Origin of the sequence: Chitinimonas taiwanensis DSM 18899, from assembly GCF_900119825.1 — a bacterium.
Taxonomy (GTDB): Bacteria; Pseudomonadota; Gammaproteobacteria; order Burkholderiales; family Chitinimonadaceae; genus Chitinimonas; species Chitinimonas taiwanensis.
The window spans coordinates 169313-186718 of the sequence record NZ_FPKR01000004.1; the positions used below are offsets into that span (position 1 = coordinate 169313).

General features: G+C 63.1%; 14 protein-coding genes. 10 read left to right on the forward strand and 4 right to left on the reverse strand.

Going from position 1 to position 17406, the window contains the following annotated elements:
- Positions 1 to 64 precede the first annotated feature (64 nt).
- Both BT173_RS06295 and BT173_RS06300 read left to right on the forward strand, forming a co-directional pair.
- Positions 65 to 418: a 2Fe-2S iron-sulfur cluster-binding protein gene (locus BT173_RS06295; protein WP_139256064.1), complete on the forward strand. Its 354-nt coding sequence runs from the start codon at positions 65 to 67 to the stop codon at positions 416 to 418.
- A 513-nt stretch (positions 419 to 931) separates the two neighbouring features.
- Positions 932 to 2752: a S8 family peptidase gene (locus BT173_RS06300; protein ID WP_072427784.1), complete on the forward strand. Its 1821-nt coding sequence runs from the start codon at positions 932 to 934 to the stop codon at positions 2750 to 2752.
- A 73-nt stretch (positions 2753 to 2825) separates the two neighbouring features.
- Here BT173_RS06300 and BT173_RS06305 read toward each other — a convergent pair whose 3' ends face one another.
- From BT173_RS06305 to BT173_RS06315, 3 genes are all read right to left on the reverse strand, one after another.
- Entirely contained in the window at positions 2826 to 3812 is a 987-nt protein-coding gene (locus tag BT173_RS06305; RefSeq protein ID WP_072427785.1) for an RDD family protein, read from the reverse strand.
- A gap of 203 nt (positions 3813 to 4015) precedes the next feature.
- Positions 4016 to 7093, reverse strand: a complete 3078-nt coding sequence (locus BT173_RS06310) for an efflux RND transporter permease subunit (RefSeq protein ID WP_072427786.1) — start codon at positions 7091 to 7093, stop codon at positions 4016 to 4018.
- Between the two features lie 60 nt (positions 7094 to 7153).
- On the reverse strand, positions 7154 to 8305 hold the full coding sequence (locus tag BT173_RS06315; protein WP_072427787.1) for an efflux RND transporter periplasmic adaptor subunit: 1152 nt from the start codon (positions 8303 to 8305) through the stop codon (positions 7154 to 7156).
- Between the two features lie 484 nt (positions 8306 to 8789).
- On the opposite strand from BT173_RS06315, the gene BT173_RS06320 reads away from it, so the two are divergent.
- Positions 8790 to 10163, forward strand: a complete 1374-nt coding sequence (locus BT173_RS06320; RefSeq protein ID WP_175545563.1) for a WG repeat-containing protein — start codon at positions 8790 to 8792, stop codon at positions 10161 to 10163.
- Positions 10164 to 10336: 173 nt separating this feature from the next.
- Here BT173_RS06320 and BT173_RS06325 read toward each other — a convergent pair whose 3' ends face one another.
- Positions 10337 to 11011, reverse strand: coding sequence for a YiaD family glycine zipper/OmpA-like lipoprotein (locus tag BT173_RS06325; RefSeq protein WP_072427789.1), 675 nt, complete (start codon positions 11009 to 11011; stop codon positions 10337 to 10339).
- A gap of 187 nt (positions 11012 to 11198) precedes the next feature.
- Between BT173_RS06325 and BT173_RS06330 the strand changes: the two genes are divergently transcribed.
- The 7 genes from BT173_RS06330 (at position 11199) to BT173_RS06360 (ending at position 17403) form a co-directional block, all read left to right on the forward strand.
- Positions 11199 to 12197 carry a sulfate ABC transporter substrate-binding protein gene (locus tag BT173_RS06330; RefSeq protein WP_072427790.1) on the forward strand — a complete coding sequence of 333 codons (999 nt, stop codon included), beginning with the start codon at positions 11199 to 11201 and terminating at the stop codon, positions 12195 to 12197.
- 132 nt (positions 12198 to 12329) lie between these two features.
- A complete protein-coding gene (locus BT173_RS06335; RefSeq protein WP_072427791.1) occupies positions 12330 to 12968 on the forward strand; it encodes a peroxiredoxin in 639 nt (212 codons plus the stop codon).
- 156 nt (positions 12969 to 13124) lie between these two features.
- Positions 13125 to 13664, forward strand: coding sequence for a hypothetical protein (locus BT173_RS06340; RefSeq protein ID WP_072427792.1), 540 nt, complete (start codon positions 13125 to 13127; stop codon positions 13662 to 13664).
- Between the two features lie 30 nt (positions 13665 to 13694).
- Positions 13695 to 14264, forward strand: a complete 570-nt coding sequence (locus BT173_RS06345; RefSeq protein WP_072427793.1) for a GNAT family N-acetyltransferase — start codon at positions 13695 to 13697, stop codon at positions 14262 to 14264.
- A gap of 119 nt (positions 14265 to 14383) precedes the next feature.
- On the forward strand, positions 14384 to 15508 hold the full coding sequence (locus BT173_RS06350) for a GGDEF domain-containing protein (protein ID WP_175545564.1): 1125 nt from the start codon (positions 14384 to 14386) through the stop codon (positions 15506 to 15508).
- A gap of 90 nt (positions 15509 to 15598) precedes the next feature.
- Positions 15599 to 16675: a bifunctional DNA-binding transcriptional regulator/O6-methylguanine-DNA methyltransferase Ada gene (ada, locus tag BT173_RS06355; protein WP_072427795.1), complete on the forward strand. Its 1077-nt coding sequence runs from the start codon at positions 15599 to 15601 to the stop codon at positions 16673 to 16675.
- On the forward strand, positions 16672 to 17403 hold the full coding sequence (locus BT173_RS06360) for a 2OG-Fe(II) oxygenase (RefSeq protein ID WP_072427796.1): 732 nt from the start codon (positions 16672 to 16674) through the stop codon (positions 17401 to 17403). Before ada ends, BT173_RS06360 begins: the two co-directional genes overlap by 4 nt.
- Positions 17404 to 17406: the final 3 nt, after the last annotated feature.

Here is a 17406-nt window from a genome sequence, read left to right on the forward strand (position 1 = left end):
GTTCCGCGCACTGACGGTCAAAAAGCGCTTGATTTGGCGCGGCCGTGCGCGTTCCATCGGCCATATGGATAAAACCGATCTGATCTTGCAAGGCGGCGGCATGCCAGCGCCGCTGCAGCTGAGCGTGCCCAGCGGCGGTCTGTTGATCGACCCGCTGCGTGAGCTGGTGCGTGACGGGCAGCTGCCGCTGTACTGGCGCTGCGGGCAGGGCACCTGTGGCGCCTGTCTTGTCCATCTGCAGCATGCCGGTCAGCCCGGGCTGCTGAGCATGGGCGGTAAGGAGCGCAATGTGCTGGCGCGCAAGCAGATGCTGACAGAGGCCGAGCGCCAAGCGGACCGCCTGCCCGACACGCCTGCGCTGCCGCGCCTGGCCTGCCATGTGGTGCTGGTGCCGGGCGTGCTGAAAGTGCACTGGTAGCAAGCGCTTGCTGCACTATATTAGTGCTTACTTTTCAATGTGTTGCGACCCATACACAAATTGCTACAAAAATTTTAATTATGACAGTGGAATAGGATATATTCGCTGCACTTCAGATCGGCACTAGACCGACAGCCGCGCCACGTGTGTTCCGCCGTCGCGTGGCGAGCTTCCCCGACATCTTGCTGCACGTCGCCGTAGCGTTTTACGGCAAACCTATTTTCGTTACGCCCGGCAGAAGGTTTGCGCTTCTGCTGCCGTCGGAGGGTTGGGCATGTTTTCGTCGTCGCTGCTGATTTTCCCGTCTCCCTGCGCCTCGCGCCGCGGCCGCCCTTGGCGCCGCTCCTCCTCCGCCTAAGCTTTCCGGCCCGCGGGCATTCGCTATGCCCGTCGCCCCACCGAACCCCCCAGGCTCTACCGTTGCTACCCCAAACCCCGGGGCGGCGGCGGGTGGTTTATATCCAGCGTCGGCAGAGCCCCGGCGCGAAGCAGCCGTAAAAATGGAGCATCGTGATGAAACAAAGTAATCAGTGGGCACCGCTTTTCTCGCATAGCCGTGTCGCACTCGCCCTTGGCCTGGCCATCGGCACCGCCTTCGCTGCACAGGGCGTCAAGCCCATCATCGATACCGACCGCATCATCGTGAAATATCGCGATAGCGGCGTGACCGCTGCCCAGATGGCCAGCCCGAGCGCTGCCACCGCCATGGCCACCGTGCAGTCGGAACGCCAAAGTCGCATGCAGGCAGCGGGGAGCCGCCTGGGTGCGTCGGTGAAGTTCCTGCGTGGTACTGGCCTGGGTGCCCAGGTGTGGAAGCTGGATCGTCGCCGTTCACTGAACGACGTGGCTGCGCTCGCCAAGCAGATCGCCAAGGATGATCCGAACGTCGAATATGCCGAACCGGACCGCATCATGCATGCGATGGCCGCGGCACCGAATGACAGCCGCTGGGCCGATATGTGGGCGCTGCAGACCAGCAGCGTTGGCATCAATCTGCTGCAAGCCTGGGACAACTCGACCGGCGCTGGCGTGAATGTGGCCGTGATCGACACTGGCTACCGTCCGCATGCTGACCTGGCCGCCAATGTGGTGGGCGGCTACGACATGATCGCCGACACCGCCGTGGCCAACGATGGCAATGGCCGCGACAGCGATGCCAAGGACCCGGGCGATTACACCGCCGCGAATGAATGCGCACAAGGCGAACCGTCCAGCAGCTCCAGCTGGCACGGCACCCACGTGGCCGGCACCATCGCCGCCGTGACCAATAACGGCACCGGCGTGGCCGGCATTGCCCCGAACGCCAAGATCGTGCCGATGCGCGTGCTGGGCAAGTGCGGCGGCTATACCTCGGATATCGCCGACGCGATGATCTGGGCCTCGGGCGGTACGGTGAGCGGCCTGCCCGCCAACCCGAATCCGGCGCGCGTGCTGAACCTGTCGCTGGGCGGCGGCGGCGCTTGCGATACCACCAGCCAGAACGCCATCAACTCGGCCCGTTCGCGCGGCGCCGTGGTGATCGTGGCAGCCGGTAACGAGAACCAGAACGTCAGCAACTCCAGCCCGGCCAACTGCTCGGGCGTGGTGGCCGTGGCGGCCTATGGCAAGACCGGTGCACGTGCTTACTACTCGAACTACGGCACGCTGGTGGATATCGCCGCACCGGGTGGTGACCAAAGCAGCGGCAACGCCAATGGCATCCTGTCCACGCTGAACGCGGGCAGCACCACGCCGGGTTCGGACAGCTACGCCTACTTCCAGGGCACCTCGATGGCGACCCCGCATGTGGCCGGCGTTGCCGCGCTGATGATTGCGGCCAAGCCCTCGCTGACCCCGGACCAGGTGGAAAGCCTGCTCAAGTCCTCGGCACGGCCTTTCGTGGCGACCTGTAGCGGTTGCGGCACCGGCATGCTGGACGCCAACGCCGCTGTGCTGGCCGCCATCGGTGGTGGCACCACGCCGCCGCCGACCGGCAGCACCGAGACCGAGTCGAACAATACCCGCGCCACGGCCAACACCGTTTCGGCACCGGCCACCATCGCCGGTACGCTGGCTTCTTCCACCGACACCGATTACTTCAAGGTGACGCTGGCCGCCGGCAAGACGCTGACCGCGAAGCTGACCGCCGGCCTGAGCTCGGCTGACTACGACCTCTATCTGTACAACTCGGCCGGCACCCAAGTGGCTAAGAGTGAGCTGAGCGCCGGTCAGACCGACACTGCCTCGGTGAAGAACAACGGCACGACCAGCGCCGTCTACTACGCTCGCGTGATCTACTACAGCGGCGGTACCGGCAGCACCAACGGCAAGTACTCGCTGAATCTGGCGTGGTAAGCCGCTAGCAAGGGGAGTGGGAAAGCCAAGGGCCGGCGCGCAAGCGTCGGCCCTTTTTGTTGGTGCGTGCCGTTCAGGGCTGCGCCGTCGGCAATGCGGCGGGTACGGCTGGGGCCAGCCATACCGCGGGTGTGCGCGTGTAACTGACCGATTGGTGCGAGGAGAAGATGCCGATGTTGTAGCCGTAGATCAGTTCGACCTGGACCTGGTTCACGCTGCGCAGGCCGGGGCTGACCGCCAGAGCGGCCTGGGCCAGCTGCTGCGCACGGCGTGGATTGGCGAGGTCGGCATGCCGGCTATGCACGGCGAGGCTGAGGAAGCTGAAATCATGCTGGCTGCTTTGTGTGGCCAGATGACGGCGCGTGCCGATCAGCACGGCGGCGCGGGCCACATCGGGTTCGGCCTCCAGCCGCTGCTGGATGGCGCGTACATCACGCAGCGCCGGCCCGGACAGTGTGCGCTCCAGCAAGGTGGGCAGGGCCAGGCTGAGCAGGGCCAGCACAGCACAGACCGCCAGATGCCCAGCCCAGAGGGGTGTGGCGGGCGCGACGCTGCCTCCCGAAGCGCGCAGCACATGGCTGCCCACCAGCAAATCGTGCAGCGAGCGGCGCGTAGTGCGATTGAAGATCAGCAGATAGAGCAGGACGCTTCCCAGCCCCAGTGTGAGCAGGGTCAGCAGCGCATTCCACGGCCAGAGCAGCCAGCCCAGATAGCCTTGCAGGCTGTTCAGGAACCAGGGCAGGCCAAGCGGCACAAAGCGCAGCAGCGCGCGGCTGGGTGTTAGAAACTGCCCCGCACCATCCACCACGCGGATGGCCAGCAGGCGCTTGCCCAGCGTCTGGCCTTGGCCCAAGCGGCTATTGAGCAGGCCGAAATAGGCAAGTGCCAAGGCAAAGCCGAGTAGCGGCCCCCAGGCATCGAGTCGGACCAGCCAGGTGCCGGCCCAGAAGTGCAGGCTTAGCCCAAGTAGGCCGAGTATCAGCACATCGACGATGAAAGCGCCCACACGGCGCCAGAAACCGGCGAAGTTGGGGGCGGCGGGCGAGGTGTCGGTAGGCATGGCAGGGGCAGTCTGGTGAGGAGGGGAGGGCGGTGCCAGGCGCAGCCAGGTTTGGGCGCGCGGCGGCGCCTGCTTTCTAGCACGGCTAGCCTGCCCTGGGCAGGCTGCCAAGGCGCGAAGCGGCTACCAGGACCGTGATCTGTGGCAGCCATGCAAAACGCCAGCCCTGGGGCTGGCGTTTTTGCTCGGGTGCGGGCTCGCGCTCAGGCGGCTTGCGGGCGGCCTTTGAAGCGGTCCTGCAGCCCATCAAAGAACAGATACAGCACCGGGGTGATGAATAGCGTGATCAGCTGCGAGAAGATCAGCCCGCCGACCACGGCCAGGCCCAGCGGCTGGCGCAGCTCGGCGCCGGCGCCATGGCCGAGCGCAATCGGCAGCGCACCCATCATGGCGGCCAGCGTGGTCATCATGATAGGGCGGAAGCGCAGCAGGCAGGCATCGCGGATCGCCTTCACCGGGTCGGTCTCGCCGCGGTGGCGCGCCTCGATGGCGAAGTCGATCATCATGATGGCGTTCTTCTTCACGATGCCGATCAGCAGCAGGATGCCGATCACCGCGATCAGGCTCAGGTCCATATCGAACAGGCGCAGGGTGACCAGCGCGCCGACGGCGGCCGAGGGCAGGCCGGCCAGGATGGTGATCGGGTGGATATAGCTTTCGTACAGCACACCGAGTAGGACATAGATGACCGCCAGCGCGATGATGATCAGCGCGATCTGGCTGGTCTGGCTGGAGGCGAAGGTGGCCGCATCGCCGCCCAGCGCGGTCAGGATGGTGGGCGGCATGCCGATTTCGCGCTTGATCTCATCCACCCGCTTCAAGGCATCACCCAGCGTGGCACCCTCGGCCAGGTTGAAAGACAGGGTAACCGCCTGCAGCTGGCCGCGATGGCTGATCGAGGTCGGCCCCACCGTGCGTTCCACCGTGGCGAAGCTGGTCAGCGGCACCAGCAGGCCGCTGCTCGCGCGTACCTTGACCTTTTCCAGCGCGGTTTCATCGGTGCGGAACGGGTCGTCAAAACGCATCATCACCGCGTAATCGTCGGCCGAGGTATAGATGGTGGCCACCTGACGGTCGCCAAACGCCGCGTACAGCGCATCGCGCATGGCGGCCATGCTCACGCCCAGGCGGGCTGCCTGCTCGCGGTCCACCTTCAAGCTGGCCTGCAGGCCCTTGCGCTGCGCATTGCTGCTGATATCGGTGAGCAGCTTCTCGTCCCGCAGGGCTTTCTCCAGCTTGTCGGCCCAGTCGTACAGGGTGTCCGATTGCACGGCCTGCAGAACGTACTGGAATTTGCTATTGCTCTGCACAGAGCCGATCTGCAGGTTTTGGTCCGGTGTCATGAATACGCGCAGGCCGGGGATATTGCCCGTGCTCTTGCGTAGCTCGCCGATGACCGCCTGGATGGCCGGGCGCTGCGCCTTCGGTTTGAGGGTGATGAACATGCGCCCACTGTTATTGCTATTGAAGCCGCCACCGACGATGGACACCACCTGGGCCACATGCGGATTGCCACGCACGCGCTGCGCGACCTGTTCCTGCAGGGCCAGCATGGTTGGGTAGGCGGTATCCAGCGAGGCCTCGGTACGCAAGGTGATCTGGCCGATGTCTTCCTCGGGGAAGAAGCCCTTGGGAATCGTGTAGAAGAACCAAGCGGTCAGGCCGAAGGTGGCCAGCGCCACGCCGAGCACTACGCGGCGGTGCTTGAGCGCGAGATCAAGCGATTCCTGATAGGCGCCGAGCAGCGCGTCAAAGCCGCGTTCGAACAGGCGGATGATGCCGCTCGCTGGCTTGGCCTCGTCTTCATGTTTGAGAAAGCGCGCGCACAAGAGCGGAATCAGCGTCAGCGAGGCAATGCCGGAGACCAGGATAGCCAGGCTCACCACCACGGCGAATTCATGGAACAGCTTGCCGATCACGCCCGGCATGTAAAAGATCGGGATGAACACCGCCACCAGCGAGAGCGAGATCGACACGATGGTGAAGCCCACCTCGCGCGAACCCTTGATGGCCGCCTCAAGCGGCTTCATGCCCTCCTCGATGTAGCGCACGATGTTTTCCAGCACCACGATGGCATCGTCGACCACCAGGCCCACGGCCAGGGTGATGCCCAAGAGCGAGATATTGTTCAGCGAATGGCCAAGCCAGGCCATCAGCGCGAAGGTGGAGATCAGCGAAACCGGCAGGGTCACGGTGGGGATCAGCGTGGCGGTCGCGCGGCGCAGGAAGAGGAAAATGACCAGTACCACCAGGGCCACGGTCAGGCCGAGCGTGAAGTTCACATCGGCAATCGCCTCGCGGATCGACACCGAGCGGTCATTGCGAAACTCCAGCTTCACCGATTCGGGCATCTGCGCAACCAGGCCCGGAATCACCTCGCGGATGCGGTCGATGACCGCCACGGTATTGGCAGCCGGCTGGCGTTGCACGCCCATCACCACGCCGAGTTCGCCGTTGATGCGCGCCGAGGAGGTGATCGACTGGATGCTGTCTTCCACTCGGGCGATATCGCCCAGGCGCACCGGACGGCCGTTCTTCACCGCCACGATCAGCTCGCGGAACTGGTCGGCATTGCGCAGCTGCTTGTTCGCTTCAATGATCAGCTGCTGGCGCTGGCCGTCCAGCACGCCGACCGGCGTATTGGCATTCGCGGCGCGCAGGGCGGTGGCGACTTCGCCGCTGGTCAGGTCGCGTGCCGACAGCTTGTCCGGGTCCACGCTGACCCGTACCGCGTACTTGCGCTGGCCGAACACATTGACCTGGGCCACGCCATTGATGGTGGCGAGGCTAGGCGAAATCAGGTTCTCAGCGTAGTCGTTGAGCTCGGACAGCGTCATCGACGGCGAGGTCAGGCTGATCAGGATGATGGGCGCGTCAGCCGGGTTGACCTTGCGATAGGAGGGCAGGTCGGTCATGTCCTCCGGCAGGCTGCGCTGGGCCTGCAGCAGGGCGGCTTGCACATCGACGGCCGCCTTGTCGATATCGCGGTTCTCGTCGAATTCCAGCGTCAGCGAGGTCGAGCCCTGGCGCGAGGTGGAGGTGATCAGGTTCAGGCCGGCGATGGTGGAAAACTGCTTTTCCAGCGGCGTGGCCACCGAGGCGGCCATGGTCTCGGGCGAGGCACCGGCCAGATTGGCAGACACATTGATGGTGGGCGTGTCGTAGGACGGCAGCGCGGCAATCGGCAGCTTCTGGTAGGCAAAAGCGCCCAGCAGCACCACGCTGATCGACAGCAGCGTGGTCATGACGGGACGGCGGATACAGAGTTCGGAAATATGCATGGACGCTAGGCCTGGAAAGAGCTGGGCGGAACGGACCGGCGCGCAGCCGGCCGCGCGGGCTTAGGACTTGGCAGCGGGTTCAGGCTTGCCCGCCGCCTTGCCTTCGCTCACCTTGGCGCCGGGGCGCAGGTTCTGGCCACCCTCGGCCACCACCTTGCGCCCGCCGGGCAGGCCATCAACGACTGCATACTGCTTGCCCGCGCGGCTGATCACGCGCTTGAGGGTCACCGGCTGCAGCTGCACGGTCTGGTCGGCCTGCACCAGGTAGACGAACTGACCTTGTGGACCGGTCTGCACGGCGCCGGCCGGCAGGATCACCGCCTGCTTCTCTACACCGAGGTCCAGGGTCACGCGCGCAAACGCACCTGGCCACAACTGGCGCTGGGCGTTCGGGAATTCGGCCTTTACGCGTATGGTGCCGCTCTCGGTATTCACCGCATTGTCGATAAAGCTCAGCTTGCCGCTGATGCGCTCGCCATTGTTCAGCAGCACCTCGGCGCGTGCCGCACCGGCGGCCTGCACGGCCAAAAGTCGGCTCAATTCACGTTCGGGCAGGGTAAAGGCCACACCGATGGGGTCGATCTGGGTCAGCGTGACCAGCGGGCTGGCCATACCCGGCTGCACCAGTGCACCCGGGTGTACATCGATGGCGCCGGTGCGGCCGCTGAAGGGCGCATTCAGCGTCTGGTAGGCCAGCCCGACGCGGCCGGCTTCCAGCTCGGCCTGCTTGGCATGCACGCTGGCCCGCGCGCTATCGAGCGTGGTTTGCGCGGTATCCAGCGCGCTCTGCGAGACAAAGCCCTGGCTCAGCAATTCACGCGAGCGCTTCAGATTGCGCTCGGCATCGGCCAGCTTGGCCTTTTCCTGGGCGAGCTCGGCCTGCAGCTGCGCGACCTTGGCTGCGTCGGCACGCCCATCCAGGGTAAACAGCGCCTGCCCCTTGCGGACTTCCTGGCCTTCCTGGATATGGACGCTGCGCACGGTGCTCGACACCTGCGGGCGCAGCTCCACCGTATTCAGCGCGCTGACCGTGCCCTGCGCCTCCACCTGCAGCGCCACCTCACCCACTTCGCTGAGTACCGTGCTGATCTGGGTAGGCCTATCACCCGGCCCACCATTCCCCCCGCCATTGGCAGCGGGCTTAAAGGCGGCGTAGGCAATCACGGCAACAATGCCGCTGGCAAGCAGCCAGAAAACAGGACGACGGGACATGCGTAGCCTCGGAGGTGAGGGGATGACAGAGGGTAGACAACAAAGACGCCCAGTCTGGGACATTAGTTCCACTGAGCGCGCGCCGAGTTTAGCACCGGCTTATGAAGCCTAGCCTACAGCACAGTTATATATAGTTGCTTGCCTAGATGGCCAAGGCTTCGCTGCCAAGGAAGCAAGGAGGCATCGATTTACGGTCGAGGGAGTTTTCAGATTCAAGATGCATCACCGCTGCTGGGTGACGGAGCCAAGGCTATAATTTCGATAGTCATTAGTGCGTGGGGGGGCGGATAATGCTCAACTTACTTCACTGCTGCTGGCATTTCTCTGTGCTTTTCCATTTTTTTGGCCGGTGTGTACAGATTAATTTTGGGTATTTTTCTTTTTGTGATTATTATTAAGGAATAATTGGATGAGGAACGTTCTTAAGGTTTCTAGGTTGTTCATTCTGCCATGTTTGTTACTTTGGACCGTCGCAGCAGAGTCTATGGCCGCGGTTTCTATTCTCCCCGACAAGCATGGGCAATGGGGTGCGGTGGATGCGCAGGGTCAAGTTATCTTGCCATTTTCCTATGAAGATATTGTGGAGTTGGAAGATGGATACCTTATGGCGGCTAAGTTGTCCGAGGATAGCCCTGGTTTGCTATATGGAGTATTTAATCTTCAGGGGAAGTTGGTTGTTCCTGTTGAGTTTCTATATATAGAATATATCCGGCGACATAAGCTATTTAGGGTTGCGCGCCGCACTGCTCCGCAGGGATTTAAGATTGGTTATTTAAATGGGCAGGGGGAGGTGGCGGTTCCTGTCGCTTTTGATGGTCTTGATTTTATATCGAATAATAAAGTGGAGCCTGTCAATATCGCGAAAATTGGGCGTAGATATGGCTATGTCAATATCTTGACTGGAAAGGTCTTGATTCCGATTGAGTATGAATATATTGATGTTGGCCCGGGTATGGTGAATGCAAAGGGGGAGGGGATTGTTGCTGTTCAGAAAGGCTTAAGGTTTGGCGTGCTGACGACAGACGGAAAAGTGCTTGTGCCAATTGAGTATGACTTGATGGGTGACGTAAGGTTGGATCGGGGGGCGCTTGCTGAAAAAGATGGTAAATTGGTTTATTTAAATTTCAGTAATGGTAAGTTCTTGGGCGTGACTGATGCGGCTGTTGAATTTAGCTCGGATTATTATCCTCACTCAACCGCCACGGTAGAGCCTGCCCTATTTGATGGCTTTTATGCGGCGGGTGCTTATCCAAGCATGAATTCGGCTTGGCGTGCCTGGCAAGGGGGTGAGTTACGCTGGCCTGCAGTCCCATCGATTGAAATAAAAGGGGATTATGCATACGTGGCATTTAGTATTTTCAAAAAGGCTAAGCTGGAGAGCTTACATCACGTCCTTCGTGTGAAGCGTACACCGCAAGGCTTTGATCTGCTTGGGCTTAATGAGAGTGCGAATAGTGTTCAGTCCAACAATTTTCTATCTTTTCGGGTAAAGCATGGTGTGGCGGTTTGTGAGAAGTGTTTCACCCAAAATGTGCCGGGGGTTTGGCGCTTGTTGCCTGCGGATCGATCTTTGGCTTTTGCTGGCATCGGTGCCAATATTAAAAAGTCAAATAACCCTGGGTCTGAGCTGGTATTGCTCAATGTTATTGCAGGTGGTGGGGCTGATCGGGCTGGACTTGAAGCGGGTGATGTAGTTACGCACATCAATGATCACTCAGTTGCAGATGAAGATATTCATGCCGTTACTAGTCTCTTACGGGGTAAGGCGGGAACCTCGGTTCGTTTAACGGTATTGCGCGATGGTGTCCCGCTTCCCTCTGTTGTGTCTGTTGAGCGTATGCTGGTTTCGTTTCCCTAATACATGAGTGCTTGAGGCTGTCGTATATCAAGGCACTTTCCAAATATACGTGCAGGCCTTAACACCATGATAGTCCGATTCCCAATGGATGCGGACGCACCTTAACCTGATGAAGCATGTGAAAACGCCGGCAAATGCCGGCGTTTTCGGGGGCTGCCTAGTGCTGGGGGCGCTTACTTGGCCACCACCGGCTCCACATACAGCTCGACGCGGCGGTTCTGCACGCGGCCGGCTTCGGTGTCGTTGCTGGCGATCGGGCTGCTTTCGCCCAGGCCGCGCGCATCCAGGCGCTCGTCGATCACGCGGCGGGCACGGAACTGCTCGGCCACGGCTTCGGCGCGCTTTTGCGACAGGGTCTGGTTGTACTCGTCGCTGCCCTGGCTGTCGGTGTGGCCGACGATGGCGATGGTGGTCTTGCCGTACACATTCACCACCTTGGCGATCTTGTCCATGGTGGCATTGAAGCCGGGCTTCACATTCGACGAGTTGGTGTCGAAGGCGGTGGCCGAGGTCATGGTGATCTTGATCGCATTATTGGCGGCCGCCTGCACCGAGATATTGCCGGCCTGCACTTCCGGCGCCAGCACCTTCTGCAGTTCCTGGCGCTGCTTATCCATATAGGCGCCCACGGCGGTGCCGGCCAGACCGCCGCCCACGGCGCCAATCAGCGCGCCCTTGCCGCGGTTCTTGTGGTTGATGGCGGCACCGAGCACTGCGCCACCCAGTGCGCCAATCACGGCGCCCTGGCCGGTCTTGGTCATGCCGCTGCCGTCGGCGGCGCAGCCGGCGACGAAGATCGTGGCGATGAGGGCCAGGCTGATGCCTTGCTTCATGTGCTTGGCTTGCATGGGATGTACTCCTGTGTATTTCAGAAACGGGGGGCGATTGTGCCGAGTGTGGGCTTTGACAGCCAGTGCTTATGAACGGTCTTTATGTAATTAAATGTTCTAATAATTGTATTTGTAATTCTTTTTGGTGATTTTGTTCTGCGCCTAGACTGCGATCCATCAACTGATCACCGCCTTGGAGCCCACGATGTCCCGCCAGAAACTTGCCGCCCTGATTACCGCCGCCTTCCTGCCGCTGTCGGCACTGGCGGCCGATGTGACCCTGCTCAATGTGTCCTACGACCCGACCCGCGAGCTCTACCAGGATTTCAACAAGGCCTTTGCGGCCGACTGGAAGAAGAAGACCGGCGACGATGTGAGCATCAAGCAGTCGCACGGCGGCTCTGGCAAGCAGGCACGCTCGGTCATCGATGGTCTGGAGGCCGATGTGGTCACGCTGGCGCTGGCCGGTGATATCGACGAGATCGCCGACAAGGCCAAGCTCCTGCCCACCGATTGGCAGAAGCGCCTCAAGCACAATAGCGCGCCCTATACCTCGACCATCGTGTTCCTGGTGCGCAAGGGCAACCCGAAGCAGATTCGCGACTGGGCCGACCTGACCAGGCCTGGCGTGGAAGTGATCACCCCGAATCCGAAGACCAGCGGCGGTGCGCGCTGGAACTACCTGGCCGCCTGGGGCTGGGCGCTCAAGCAGCCGGGCGGTAGCGAACAGAAGGCCAAGGACTACGTGAGCAAGCTGTACAAGAACGTGAAGGTGCTCGACACCGGCGCGCGCGGTTCGACCGTCACCTTCGTCGAGCGCGGCATTGGCGATGTGCTGATCGCCTGGGAGAACGAGGCCTATCTGAGCGTGAAGGAGCTGGGCCCGGACAAGTTCGACATCGTCACGCCTTCGGTATCCATCCTGGCTGAGCCCACCGTGGCGGTGCTGGACAAGAATGTGGCCAAGAAGGGCACGGCCAAGGTCGCACAGGCTTATCTTGAATACCTGTACTCGCCCGTGGGCCAGGAGATTGCTGCCCAGAACTACTACCGCCCTATCGATACGGCGGTGGCGGCCAAGTATGCGAGCAAGTTCGGCAAGGTGAACCTGTTCACCATCGACCAGGTCTTTGGCGGCTGGGCGAAGGTGCAGAAGGCGCACTTCGGCGACGGCGGCATCTTCGACCAGATTTACAGCAAGTAAGCTTTGCCAGGCAGGCTGCCGGGGCCGGGACGCCCTGCAGCCTGCTGTCGGCAAAGTGGCGGGTCGGCAACTATCCTGTTGCAGGGCGCCGCCCTTGCGCCCCATCAAAAAAACCACTTTTAGGAGAACGGCATGAGCTTGCGACTTGGCGATATCGCCCCCGATTTCACCCAGGATTCCACCGACGGTCCGATCAGCCTGCACCAGTGGGCAGGCAGCAGCTGGGTGCTGCTGTTCTCGCACCCGGCCGACTTCACCCCGGTGTGCACCACCGAACTCGGCTTCACCGCCAAGCTCAAGGATGAGTTCGCCAAGCGCAATGTGAAGGCGCTGGCGGTCAGCGTCGATACGCTCGACTCGCACAGCCGCTGGGTGGCCGATATCGAAGACACCCAGAACGTGAAGCTGAACTTCCCGATTCTGGCCGATGCCGACCGCAAGGTGGCCACGCTGTACGACATGATCCACCCGAACTCGCTGGCCAATCTGACCGTGCGCACCGTGTTCGTGATCGACCCGGACAGGAAGATCCGCCTGACCCTGACCTATCCGGCCAGCACCGGGCGCAACTTCCACGAGATCCTGCGTGTGATCGACTCGCTGCAGCTGACCGATGAGCACAAGGTAGCCACGCCGGCCAACTGGCAGGACGGCGATGAAGTGGTGATCGTGCCCAGCCTGCAGGACGAGGAAGAGATCAAGCGCCGTTTCCCGCGCGGCTATCGCGCCGTGCGCCCCTATCTGCGCCTGACCCCGCAACCGAATCGCTAAGCGCCCAAGCTGGCGCGCAAGGGAACTGAGCCGCAGCCATCGCACCACCACCCTGTTGGGGAGCAGTGTGCTGGTGCGATGGCTGTGCCTCAGCCCCGTACGGACTTCATGTAAGCCCTGGCCCGGTCCTACCGGGCACTTTTTCTGGATACTGCCATGCGCCCTGATACCCAGCGGCAGCTTGCCCAGGGAATTGCCAGTCTGCCCGCACAATGGGTGGCTGGTTTCCCGCTCAGCCTTGACGAACACGGCGTGGTCGGGCGCTTCTTCAAATGCGAGCTGCGCAGCGTGTTCGTGCCCACCCCGGTCGGCGCATTGGCCATGCCGCGTGCCGAGCTGGCGATTACCGGTCCGGATGGCGAGCCGTTTCCGGCCGAGCGCCTGTTCCAGCTACCCAGCGGCGAGGACGGCCTGCTCAAGCTCGATCGCCTGTGCCGGCTGATCCATGCGCTCAATCATTTCATCGTGGCCGAACAGGCGCTGCCGCTGATCCTGCCCATCCACCCACGCCTGTTCGACTATGTGCGCCATGGCCATGGGCGCACTTTCGCGCGTTTGCTGGCCCACTTCGACCTGAGCCCGGCGCGCATCGTGCTGGAAGTGCCGCAGGGCCTGCCGCAGAGCACGCTCGACGGCTATCTGGGCGAGGGTTACACGCTGCGCACCGCGCTGGACGTGGCTTTGAACGCGCAGTAAGTTCGCGGCTTCCATTCCCGGTTGCCGCCCATGTCCAGTCTGCCCCCGCCCGAACTGCTCACCCCCCGCCTGCTGCTGCGCCTGGTGCAGGAAGCCGACCTGACCGACCTCTTGGCCGTGCACGCCGATGAGGAGGTCAATCGCTATCTGCCCTATGTAACCTGGCGCGGCATGGCCGATGCACAGGCCTGGTATGCGAAGGTGCTGCAGCGCCGGCGCGAGGGCAGTGCGATGCAGTTCGTGCTGCAGCAGCAGGCCGGTGGCCGGGTCATCGGCGGCTGCCTGCTGTTTCGCTTCGAGCCGGAAAGCGGCCTGGCCGAGCTTGGCTATGCCTTGGGTCGGCGCGACTGGGGCGAGGGCTATATGCAGGAGGCGCTAAGTGCGCTACTCGACTATGCATTCGGGGCCATGCAGCTACGCCGCATCGAGGCCGAGGTGGATCCGCGCAATCGGGCTTCCGGCCAGCTGCTGCTCGGGCTCGGCTTTCAGTGCGAAGGCCTGCTGCGCCAGCGCCGCGTGATGAAGGGCGAGATCAAGGATGCGCAGATGTATGGCCTGCTGCGCGATGAATGGTTGGCGCGTCGGGCAGGCAGCCGCTGAGCGCTACCTGCACCATTTCAGTCATTTGTCATGTTTAAGTGATTGATTCCGCTATCAATTAGCGATCGATAATGTTGGCAGCGCGGTCTATGCTGGCCTCGATACACCGAGAGGTTTCGATGCCTGCCCCCGCCGCGCCTATCCCATCGCCGGACAGCGATTTGCTGGCCATCAGCCGACGCCGCATGATGGACCGCATCTGGTTCGGCCTTAGCTGCCTGGCTGTACTGGCCCTGCCGGCCTCGCTGGCGCGCGCCTGGCTGACCGGCTGGCTGCCCGTGTATGGCCTGCATCTGGTGCTTGGTGGCCTGGTGCTGCTGATCTACCTGTGTCGTGCCCGACTGTCCTATCGAAGCAAGCTGTGTCTATTGATCGGCCTGTTCTGGAGCATTGGCCTTGCCGGTGTGCTCAGCTTCGGCCTGCTCGGCGCCGGCATCTGGGTGCTGGTGATGAGCAGCTTTCTGATGAGCGTGCTGCATTCGCCCGCGGCCGGCACCTACACGGCGCTGGCTACCGCCCTCGTCATCGTGCTGGCTGGCATCGCCTATACCCATGGTTATCTGCAGGCTGATGTCGATGCGAATGCCTATATCCGTTCGCCGATCGCCTGGTGGGTGCTGCTGGTCATCACCTCCATCGTGCCCTTCATCGTGTTTCAGGCTGTATCGGCCTATCAGCAGACCATACTGGCCTTGCTGCAGCAGACCCAGGCGCAGCGTGATCAGATCGAGCAACTGGCCACCCATGATGCGCTGACCGGCCTACCCACGGTCAGGCTGGCCCACGACCGCCTGCAGATGGCCCTGCATGCGAGCCGGCGCAGCGGCCACGGTCTGGCGCTGCTGTTTGTCGATTTGGATGGCTTCAAGGCGGTCAATGATAGGCATGGCCATGCGGCCGGTGATGCGGTGCTATGCGGGGTGGCCACGCGCCTGAGCCAGCTGATACGGGCCAGCGATACCGCTGCGCGCATCGGCGGCGATGAGTTCCTGCTGATCCTGGCCGAACTGCCAGCGCCGGTGGCGGCCATGCAGGTCGCGCAGCGGGTGGTGGAGATGTTGGCGCAGCCGATAGACTTTCACGGTCAGGTGCTGCAGGTGGGGGCCAGCGTGGGCATTGCGCTTTACCCCGAGCATGGCGAGGATGCGGAGACCTTGCGCGCGGCGGCCGATGCCGCCATGTATGCGGTCAAGCGCAGCGGCAAGCATGGGGTGGCGCTGTTCTCACCCACCGCGCCAAGCTAGCGGGTCGAATTACTGCGCAAGGAGCGGCGTGCGCAGGCGACGGGCCTGGTCTAGATTCGCGCCATCACCACCGCTACAGGAAGCGAAGCCATGTCCCCCAAGCAGCAGGCCCTCTTGGCCGCCCAGGTCCAGGCCGACCCGCGTTGGCAGCAAGTGCTGGCGCGCGATGCGGCGGCGGATGGGCAGTTCTATTACTCGGTGCGCAGCACCGGCGTGTACTGCCGGCCCTCGTGCAAATCGCGCCGCGCACGCCCGGAAAACATTGCCTTTCACGACAGCTGCGCGGCGGCCGAGGCGGCCGGCTTCCGGCCCTGTCTGCGCTGCCGTCCGCAGGCCCCCAGCCAGCGCGAGCAATATGCGGCCATGGTGACCGAGGCCTGTCGCTTCATCGAGACGGCCGAGCAGGCGCCCAGCCTGCACGCGCTGGCCGAGCGCGCCGGGCTGAGCCCGTACTACTTTCACCGCCTGTTCAAGCAGCTGACCGGCCTGACCCCGAAGGCCTATGCGCAGGCACACCGCGCCGGGCGTTTACGCGCCCAGCTGGCCGACAGCGCCTCGGTCACCCATGCCATCTTCGATGCCGGCTACAACTCGAATACCCGCTTCTATGCCGAGGCCGATCAGGTGCTGGGCATGACGGCCAGCCGCTTCCGTGCTGGTGGTGTGCAGATGCGCATCCGCTTCGCGCTCGGCCAGTGCGCGCTTGGCGCGATTCTGGTGGCGCAGAGCGAGCGCGGCATCTGCGCGATTTCGCTCGGTGACGACCCGGATGCCTTGCTGCGCGAACTGCAGGACCGCTTCCCGCGCGCGCAGCTGATCGGCGGCGAGGCCGAGTTCGAGCAGCTGGTGGCCACCGTGGTCGGCTTTGTCGAGGCGCCAGCCACCGGGCTTGATCTGCCGCTCGATGTGCGCGGCACCGCGTTCCAGCAGCGGGTGTGGCAGGCGCTGCGCGAGATACCGCCTGGTCAGACCGCTAGCTATGCCGAGATCGCCGCGCGCATTGGTGCCCCGCGTGCGGTACGCGCGGTGGCGGGGGCCTGCGCCGCGAACACCTTGGCGGTGGCGATACCGTGCCACCGCGTGGTGCGCCAGGATGGCGCGCTGTCCGGCTATCGCTGGGGCGTGGAACGCAAGCGCGCGCTGCTGGCCTGTGAGGCCGAGGCATGAGTGCCGCGCTGAGCTGGGCCGACACGCTGCCCGAGCGGCTTGCGCAGCGCGATTGGGCGCAGCTCGAGCATGATCTGGACGCGGATGGCCATGCGCTGCTGCCGCAGCTGTTGAACGCGGCGGAATGCGCGGCGCTTGCCCAGCTCTATGCGCAGCCAGCCTTGTTCCGCAGCCGCGTGCGCATGGCCGAGCATGGCTTCGGGCGCGGCGAATACCAGTATTTCGCCTACCCCTTGCCCGCGCCCCTGGCCCAGCTGCGCAGCCTGGTCTACCCGCGCCTGCTGCCGATTGCGCGGCGCTGGCAGCAGGCGATGGGTGGCGGTGTGCCTTACCCGGACACGCATGCCGATTTCATTGCACGTTGCCAGGCCGCCGGCCAGCAGCGGCCCACGCCCCTGCTGCTGCAGTACGGGCCCGGTGATTACAACTGCCTGCACCAGGACCTGTATGGCGAGCAGTGGTTTCCCCTGCAGCTGGCCATTCTCTTGTCCGAACCGGGGCGGGATTTTGCGGGTGGTGAGTTCGTGTTGACCGAGCAGCGCCCGCGCATGCAGTCGCGCCCCATGGTGCTGCCCTGGCGGCAGGGCGATGCGCTGGTATTTGCCGTGCAGCAGCGCCCGGTGCAGGGCACGCGCGCTACGTATCGGGTCAATCTGCGCCATGGTGTGAGCCGCGTGCGCAGCGGCCAGCGCCATTGCCTGGGCATCATCTTTCACGACGCGGCCTGAAGC

What these genes read in the sequence shown, in the direction of transcription:
- BT173_RS06325 (WP_072427789.1), bottom strand. Translation starts at nt 11,011, where the DNA reads ATGCAAGCCAAGCACATGAAGCAAGGCATCAGCCTGGCCCTCATCGCC.
- BT173_RS06295 (WP_139256064.1), top strand. Translation starts at nt 65, where the DNA reads ATGGATAAAACCGATCTGATCTTGCAAGGCGGCGGCATGCCAGCGCCG.
- BT173_RS06345 (WP_072427793.1), top strand. Translation starts at nt 13,695, where the DNA reads ATGTCCAGTCTGCCCCCGCCCGAACTGCTCACCCCCCGCCTGCTGCTG.
- BT173_RS06305 (WP_072427785.1), bottom strand. Translation starts at nt 3,812, where the DNA reads ATGCCTACCGACACCTCGCCCGCCGCCCCCAACTTCGCCGGTTTCTGG.
- BT173_RS06320 (WP_175545563.1), top strand. Translation starts at nt 8,790, where the DNA reads ATGGCCGCGGTTTCTATTCTCCCCGACAAGCATGGGCAATGGGGTGCG.
- BT173_RS06300 (WP_072427784.1), top strand. Translation starts at nt 932, where the DNA reads ATGAAACAAAGTAATCAGTGGGCACCGCTTTTCTCGCATAGCCGTGTC.
- BT173_RS06310 (WP_072427786.1), bottom strand. Translation starts at nt 7,093, where the DNA reads ATGCATATTTCCGAACTCTGTATCCGCCGTCCCGTCATGACCACGCTG.
- BT173_RS06315 (WP_072427787.1), bottom strand. Translation starts at nt 8,305, where the DNA reads ATGTCCCGTCGTCCTGTTTTCTGGCTGCTTGCCAGCGGCATTGTTGCC.
- BT173_RS06360 (WP_072427796.1), top strand. Translation starts at nt 16,672, where the DNA reads ATGAGTGCCGCGCTGAGCTGGGCCGACACGCTGCCCGAGCGGCTTGCG.
- ada (WP_072427795.1), top strand. Translation starts at nt 15,599, where the DNA reads ATGTCCCCCAAGCAGCAGGCCCTCTTGGCCGCCCAGGTCCAGGCCGAC.
- BT173_RS06340 (WP_072427792.1), top strand. Translation starts at nt 13,125, where the DNA reads ATGCGCCCTGATACCCAGCGGCAGCTTGCCCAGGGAATTGCCAGTCTG.
- BT173_RS06350 (WP_175545564.1), top strand. Translation starts at nt 14,384, where the DNA reads ATGCCTGCCCCCGCCGCGCCTATCCCATCGCCGGACAGCGATTTGCTG.
- BT173_RS06335 (WP_072427791.1), top strand. Translation starts at nt 12,330, where the DNA reads ATGAGCTTGCGACTTGGCGATATCGCCCCCGATTTCACCCAGGATTCC.
- BT173_RS06330 (WP_072427790.1), top strand. Translation starts at nt 11,199, where the DNA reads ATGTCCCGCCAGAAACTTGCCGCCCTGATTACCGCCGCCTTCCTGCCG.